This window comes from Saccharopolyspora spinosa NRRL 18395 (assembly GCF_000194155.1).
Taxonomy (GTDB): domain Bacteria; phylum Actinomycetota; class Actinomycetes; order Mycobacteriales; family Pseudonocardiaceae; genus Saccharopolyspora; species Saccharopolyspora spinosa.
Genome location: NZ_GL877890.1, coordinates 1 through 5,566, shown reverse-complemented (window position 1 = coordinate 5,566; position 5,566 = coordinate 1). Strand labels below are relative to the sequence as shown.

Here is a 5,566-nt window from a genome sequence, read left to right as displayed (position 1 = left end):
GGGGTTGGTGGGTGGGGATGCTGTGGTGTCGCTGGAGGAGGTGGTGGCGCTGGTCGCGGCCAGGCACCACGAACTCGGTGGTGATCACCTGGACCGGGTGGTGGAGTTTTCCCAGGCGCTGGCGGATAGGCTGGACACGCTCGGTACCGGGCTGAGTATCCCCGCCGGGGCCACACCGCAGCCGGGGAGGGGCATGCTGCGGCAGTCCGCTGACGACCCGGGGCCGGCGACCGGTGAGTCCCGCACCCGGGACGTGGTGCACGGCGATCCCGGCAGAAAAACCGATGCCACCGCCAGGCGAGAAAGGCCGAAGCCGATCGGGTTGTGGTGTTGGAGGAGTTGGCGGGGCGCGGGGAGTTGCCTGAGGAGCTGGCGGCGGAGCTTGCGGAGCTCCAGCGAAAGGTAGCGGAGTGGAAGCAGCAAAAGAAGGCAGATAACGCGAAGCAGTACCAGGCGAGCAAGGCTGCCGCCGATCGTGTTGTGGTGTTGGAGGAGTACAGCGGGGCAGGGGGGGGGGGGGCCGCAGTGGACGGTATTCGGTGCGGATGGTTCGGCTAGGCCGGTGGCTGGGCCCGGTGCTCCGGTGCCGGCTGGCGGGCACGGGGGCCTGGCCGGTCTGGTGGAGTCTTCGGTGCCTGCTCCGGCCGGCATGGCAGGGTCGGGACCGCCACCGGTGGATGACATTCCGGGGTTGGTGGGTGGGGATGCTGTGGTGTCGGGCAGTGGTTTTCGGTTTTCGGGGCAGTCGTGGCTGTTGTTCATGTTCGTGCCTCTTGTTGTGCCGTCAAGCTGGAATTGTGGCCTCGTCGGACGGCGGGATGGGCGGATGATCATCTTGGGGCGGACAATGACCGGGTCATCTCGAGGCTGCTCGTCGGACGTCCTGGCGAGTGTGGCGTCGCATCAAAACTTTGCGTGAGGCAAGCATCGGTCAGCGATTGTCCTCGGTGATCTGGCGTATCGCGGCGGAGTCGTCGTGTTTCACGGCCACGGCCACGGCTATCGCACGGAGTTGTTCCCCGCTGGCTGGGAGTTGTGGGGTGATGGGTGAGGCGCCCGGTGGTTGGTGGAGTTCGTGCGGGGTGGTGTCGCGGATTCCTCGGGCGGGCCTGTGCTGCTGGTCGCACAGAGCAATCCGGGTGCGGGTGTGGTGGTCTCGCCGGGGCAGGGTTCGGCCCTGGCCCAGGGGATGGGGCGTGATGTTGTCGCGGTGACACCGGGACAGGGCGGGCGCGGGCCGCAGTGGACGGTATTCGGTGCGGATGGTTCGGCTACAGGGGGTGGGGCGTGATGTTGTCGCGGTGACACCGGGACAGGGCGGGCGCGGGCCGCAGTGGACGGTATTCGCCGCCGATGGCTCTGTTCCCAGACCGGTGCCCGGGGCGCCGGAGGATCTGGCCGGAGCGCCGGAGGGTCTGGCCGGTCTGGTGGAGTCTTCGGTGGCTGTTCCGGGCGGCGTGGCTGGGTCGGGACCGCCGCCGGCGGGGCAGTGGTCGCGCTCGGATCTGCGGGGGGAGATCGACCGGGCGAGGAAGCTGGACCGCTCTGGCGGGGATGAGCTGGCGGCGCGGCGGATTGTGGAGGACACCCATGACATCCGGGGGTTGGTGGGTGGGGATGCTGTGGTGTCGCTGGAGGAGGTGGTGGCGCTGTGGTTCCGGGTTGCGTAGCCAGGGCTGGGGATCCGGGCTGCCCACCGAGGTGACGGGCCCTAAGCGTCAGCCCGGCGCGTCCGGGCCGGAGGCCGGGAAAACCGGCTCGAAAGGCACGAAGAGGACACGGGCGGAGGCCGATGAGGGGTCGCGGGCGGGGGCTGGCGAAAGTTCGAGGGGCACCAAGCGGCGGAAGGTGACAGCAGCCGCATGACCCCGGCAGTCCGGGCAATGACGAGTGAGCTGCTCACCCCGACCGATCAGGTAACACCACAGGACGAGCGGAGTGCACAGCGGAAACAGAAAAACGGGAAAGAAGCGCGAAGTATCGCCAGAGGTTAAGCGCTGCCGCCGATCGGGTTGTGGTGTTGGAAGGAAGGCAAGGGACGTGAAGCAGTATCAGGCGAGAAGGGCTGCTGCCGATCGGGTTGCGGAGTTGGAAGAGTTGAAGGGGCACGGGCCGCTGACTGAGGAGCAGGAGGCGGAGCTGGCGGAACTCCAGTCGAAGATGGCGGGGTGGAAGCAGCATACGAAGGGAAGGAGCGCGACGTATCGCCAGGGGTTAAGGGCTGCTGCCGATCGGGTTGTGGTGTTGGAGGAGTTGGCGGGGCGGGGGCAGCTGGCTGAGGAGCAGGCGGCGGAGCTGGCCCAGGGCTGGGGATCCGGGCTGCCCACCGAGGTGGCGGGTCCGAAGCGTCAGCCCGGTGTGTCCGGGCTGGAGGCCGGGAAACCCGGCCCGGGCGCAAAAAGGACACGGGCGGAGGCCGGTGAGAGATCGCGGGGGAAGGCTGGCGAGAGTTCGCGGGGTGCCAAGCGGCAGAAGGCGGGCTGTGTCGGGGGATGCGGGTGCGGGAGATGCCGGGGTGATGCTTGGCGAGGGCGCTGTCGAGGACGTTCTCGCGACCGAGTTGACCGCGTTCCTGGGACCGGATGCCGGTGACGATGCGGGTGCCGGAGATACCGGGGCGGTCGCCTGGGGGGACGATTCCGCCGGTTTCCTCCCCGACTACCACGACTGGGAAGTTTCCGTGGGGGAGGTGGAAGAGTCTGGGGTGGCGCGGGGTCTGGGCTGCCCGCCGAGGTGACGGGCCCAAAACGTCGGCGCAGTGTGTCCGGGCCGGTGGCGGGGAAAGCCGACGCGAGTGCCGGGAATTCGCGGGACGAGGCTGACCAGGGTTCGCGGGGGGAGATTGGGGAGGGTTCTGGGGGGGTTAAGCGGCGGAAGGTGGACGCGTCCGCTGCTGTTGAGGCTCTGTCGGCGGTCGGGTTGCGGAGTTGGAGGAGTTGAAGGGGCGGGGGCCGCTGACTGAGGAGCAGGAAGCGGAGCTGGCGGAGCTCCAGTCGAAGGAGGCGCAGCGGAAACAGCAACAGACGGAAGGCAAAGCGAAGTATCGCCGGGCGAGAAAAGCCGAGGCTGCCCGTGTTGTGGTGTTGGAGGAGTTGGCGGGGCGGGAGGAGTTGACTGAGGAGCTGGCGGCTGAGCTGGCGGAGCTCCAGTCGAAGGTGGCGGAGTCGAAACAGCAGAAGGCGGAAAATAACGCGAGGTCTCGTCGGGCGAGAAAAGCCGAGGCTGCCCGTGTCGAGCGATGCGGGTGCGGGAGATGCCGGAGCGGATGATTTTGCCGGTTTCCTCCCCGACTATCACGACTGGGCGGATCCCGTTGGGTTGTTCGGGGTCGAAGGGCCTGACGAGGGATCTTTCGGTGACCTGTTTCCGGAAGGTGCGGTGTGGCCGGATGCGGTGGGTGGGAATGCGGTGGGCGGGGTGGGGGAGTCTGGGCGTGGGGTGAATCAGGCCAGCTACCGCGAAATATCGCAGGGAGATGAAAGCAGCTGCCGCCCGTGTTGCGGAGTTGGAGGAGTTGAAAGAGCAGGGGCCGCTGACTGACGAGCAAGAGGCGGAGCTGGCTGAGCTCCAGGCGAAGGTGGCACACCAGAAGCAGAAAAAGAAGGACGCGAAAGCGAGATATCGCCGGGCGAGAAAGGCGGCTTTCGCCCGTGTTGCGGAGTTGGAGGCGTTGAAGGAGCGGGGGCCGCTGACTGTGGAGCCGGTGGCAGAGTTGGCGGAGCTTCAACCCCGAGCTGACCGCGTTCCTGGGACCGGATGCCGGAGCGGATGATTTCGCCGGTTTCCTCCCCGACTACCACGATTGGGAGAGCTCCGTTGGGTTGTTCGGGGTCGAAGGTCCTGGCGGGGGCACATTCGGTGACCCGTTTCCGGAACGTGCGGTGTGGCCCGATGAGGGGTGGCCGGATGCGGTGGGCGAGGTGGGGGAGTCTGGGGTGTGGGCGGATTCCGACCGGGATGCGGGGGGTGCGGTTATCGCCAGGGGTTAAAGGCTGCTGCCGATCGTGTTGTGGTGTTGGAGGAGTTGGCGGGACGGGGTCCGTTGACTGAGGAGCAGGAGGCGGAGCTGGCGGCGCTACGGCCGAAGGCGCAGCAGAAGCAGCAAACTAAGGAAAAGGACGTCGAGTATCACCAGAGGTTAAGGGCTGCTGCCGCCCGTGTTGCGGAGTTGGAGGGTCGGGAAGGGCTGGCTGAGGAGCAGGTGGCGCAGGCGGAGTTGGAGGAGTTGGTGGGGCAGGGGCCGTTGACTGAGGAGCAGGCGGCGGAGTTGGCGGCGCTTCGGTTGAAGGTGGTGGGGCGGGCGCGGAAGAAGCAGGATCGGGGGGTGACGGAGACAGGGGTGGGTGGGGCCCCGGTGGGGCGGGATGAGTGGATTGCGGGGCTGGAGGGGGTATCGGAGTGGACTGGGACTGCTCAGGACGGCGGGTACGCCCGCCGAGGTGACGGGTCCGAAACGTCGGCGCGGTGTGTCCGGGCCGGTGGGGGAGGAATCCGGGTCCGGGCCGGTGGCGGGGAAAGCCGACGCGAGCGCGGAGAGGACGAGGGAGGAGGCTGGCCCGGGTTCCGGGGGGGTTAAGCGGCGGACGGTGGACGCAGCTGCTGCTGGGGCTGTTTCCGGGAGTCCAGGACACGGGCGGAGACCGGTGAGAGTTCCTGGGGGGCGAAGCGGCGGAAAGTGACAGCAGCCGCAGCTGGGATTGACCCCGGTAGTCCGGGCAATGACGAGAGTGGGGTGCTCACCCCGACCGATCAGGCAACAGAACAGGACGAGCTGACGGCGGAGAGGAGACGGAAAGACAGGGAAAAGGCGGTGAAGTATCGCCGGGCAAGAAAGGCCGCCGCCGATCGGTTTGCGGAGTTGGAGAAGTTGAATGAGCGGGGGCAGCTGACTTCGGAGCAGGCTGGGGAGCTGGCGGCGCTCCAGCCGAAGGCGGCGGAGTGGAAGCAGCAAAAGAAGGCAAAGAAGCGGGGGCGAGGGCGGAAGAAGAAGGACCGGGAGGTGATGGAGACCGGGGTGGGTGAGGTCCCGGTGGCGGGGCGGGATGAGCGGATTGCGGGGCCGGCGGGGGTATCGGAGTTGACTGGGACTGATCAGGACGGCTGGCATGCGGTGGCGGGTTCAGCTGTGTCGGGGGATCTGCGGTGACCGGGATGTGGGTGATTCCGGTGCCAGAACCGGAACCGGACCAGGGAATGGTGGTGTTGCCGCCCAGTGATTCTGTTTTGCGTAGCCAGGGCTGGGGATCCGGGTTGCCCACCGAGGTGACGGGCCCGAAGCGTCAGCCCGGTGCGTCCGGGCCTGAGGCGGGGAAAACCGGGGCGGGCGTGAAAAGGACACGGGCGGAGACCGGTGAGATGCGGTGCATACCGACAGCAAAGACCTTGCTGGGCGCGATGTGGTCGTGTTGTGGGATCCGCAGCTGGGCGAGGAAGCCGAGGTAGCCGATGTTTCTGCGGTGACCGGGATGTGGGTGATTCCGGTGCCAGAACCGGAACCGGACCAGGGAATGGTGGTGTTGCCGCCCAGTGATTCTGTTTTGCGTAGCCAGGGCTGGGGATCCGGGTT

General features: G+C 67.5%; 7 protein-coding genes and 1 pseudogene. All 8 read left to right on the top strand.

Going from position 1 to position 5,566, the window contains the following annotated elements:
• Nucleotides 1-406 (top strand): annotated as a pseudogene (locus SSPN_RS56285) (hypothetical protein); the annotation flags it as partial.
• 895 nt (nt 407-1,301) lie between these two features.
• Nucleotides 1,302-1,670: a hypothetical protein gene (locus SSPN_RS56275; RefSeq protein WP_192814571.1), complete on the top strand. Its 369-nt coding sequence runs from the start codon at nt 1,302-1,304 to the stop codon at nt 1,668-1,670.
• 812 nt (nt 1,671-2,482) lie between these two features.
• Complete coding sequence (locus SSPN_RS57450) at nt 2,483-2,737, top strand: hypothetical protein (protein ID WP_010316693.1); 255 nt, start codon at nt 2,483-2,485, stop codon at nt 2,735-2,737.
• A gap of 190 nt (nt 2,738-2,927) precedes the next feature.
• A complete protein-coding gene (locus tag SSPN_RS0141685; RefSeq protein WP_010316690.1) occupies nt 2,928-3,269 on the top strand; it encodes a hypothetical protein in 342 nt (113 codons plus the stop codon).
• 206 nt (nt 3,270-3,475) lie between these two features.
• The gene (locus SSPN_RS0141680; protein ID WP_010316688.1) at nt 3,476-3,772 is read left to right on the top strand and encodes a hypothetical protein; all 297 of its coding nucleotides are present in this window, start codon (nt 3,476-3,478) and stop codon (nt 3,770-3,772) included.
• A gap of 270 nt (nt 3,773-4,042) precedes the next feature.
• A complete protein-coding gene (locus tag SSPN_RS57445; RefSeq protein ID WP_192814572.1) occupies nt 4,043-4,576 on the top strand; it encodes a hypothetical protein in 534 nt (177 codons plus the stop codon).
• A gap of 156 nt (nt 4,577-4,732) precedes the next feature.
• Nucleotides 4,733-5,146 (top strand): hypothetical protein, encoded by a 414-nt coding sequence (locus SSPN_RS0141670; RefSeq protein ID WP_010316685.1) that lies wholly within the window; start codon nt 4,733-4,735, stop codon nt 5,144-5,146.
• A gap of 214 nt (nt 5,147-5,360) precedes the next feature.
• Nucleotides 5,361-5,566, top strand: a 206-nt coding sequence (locus tag SSPN_RS61350; RefSeq protein ID WP_010316683.1) for a hypothetical protein, incomplete at its 3' end; no start/stop codon positions are given.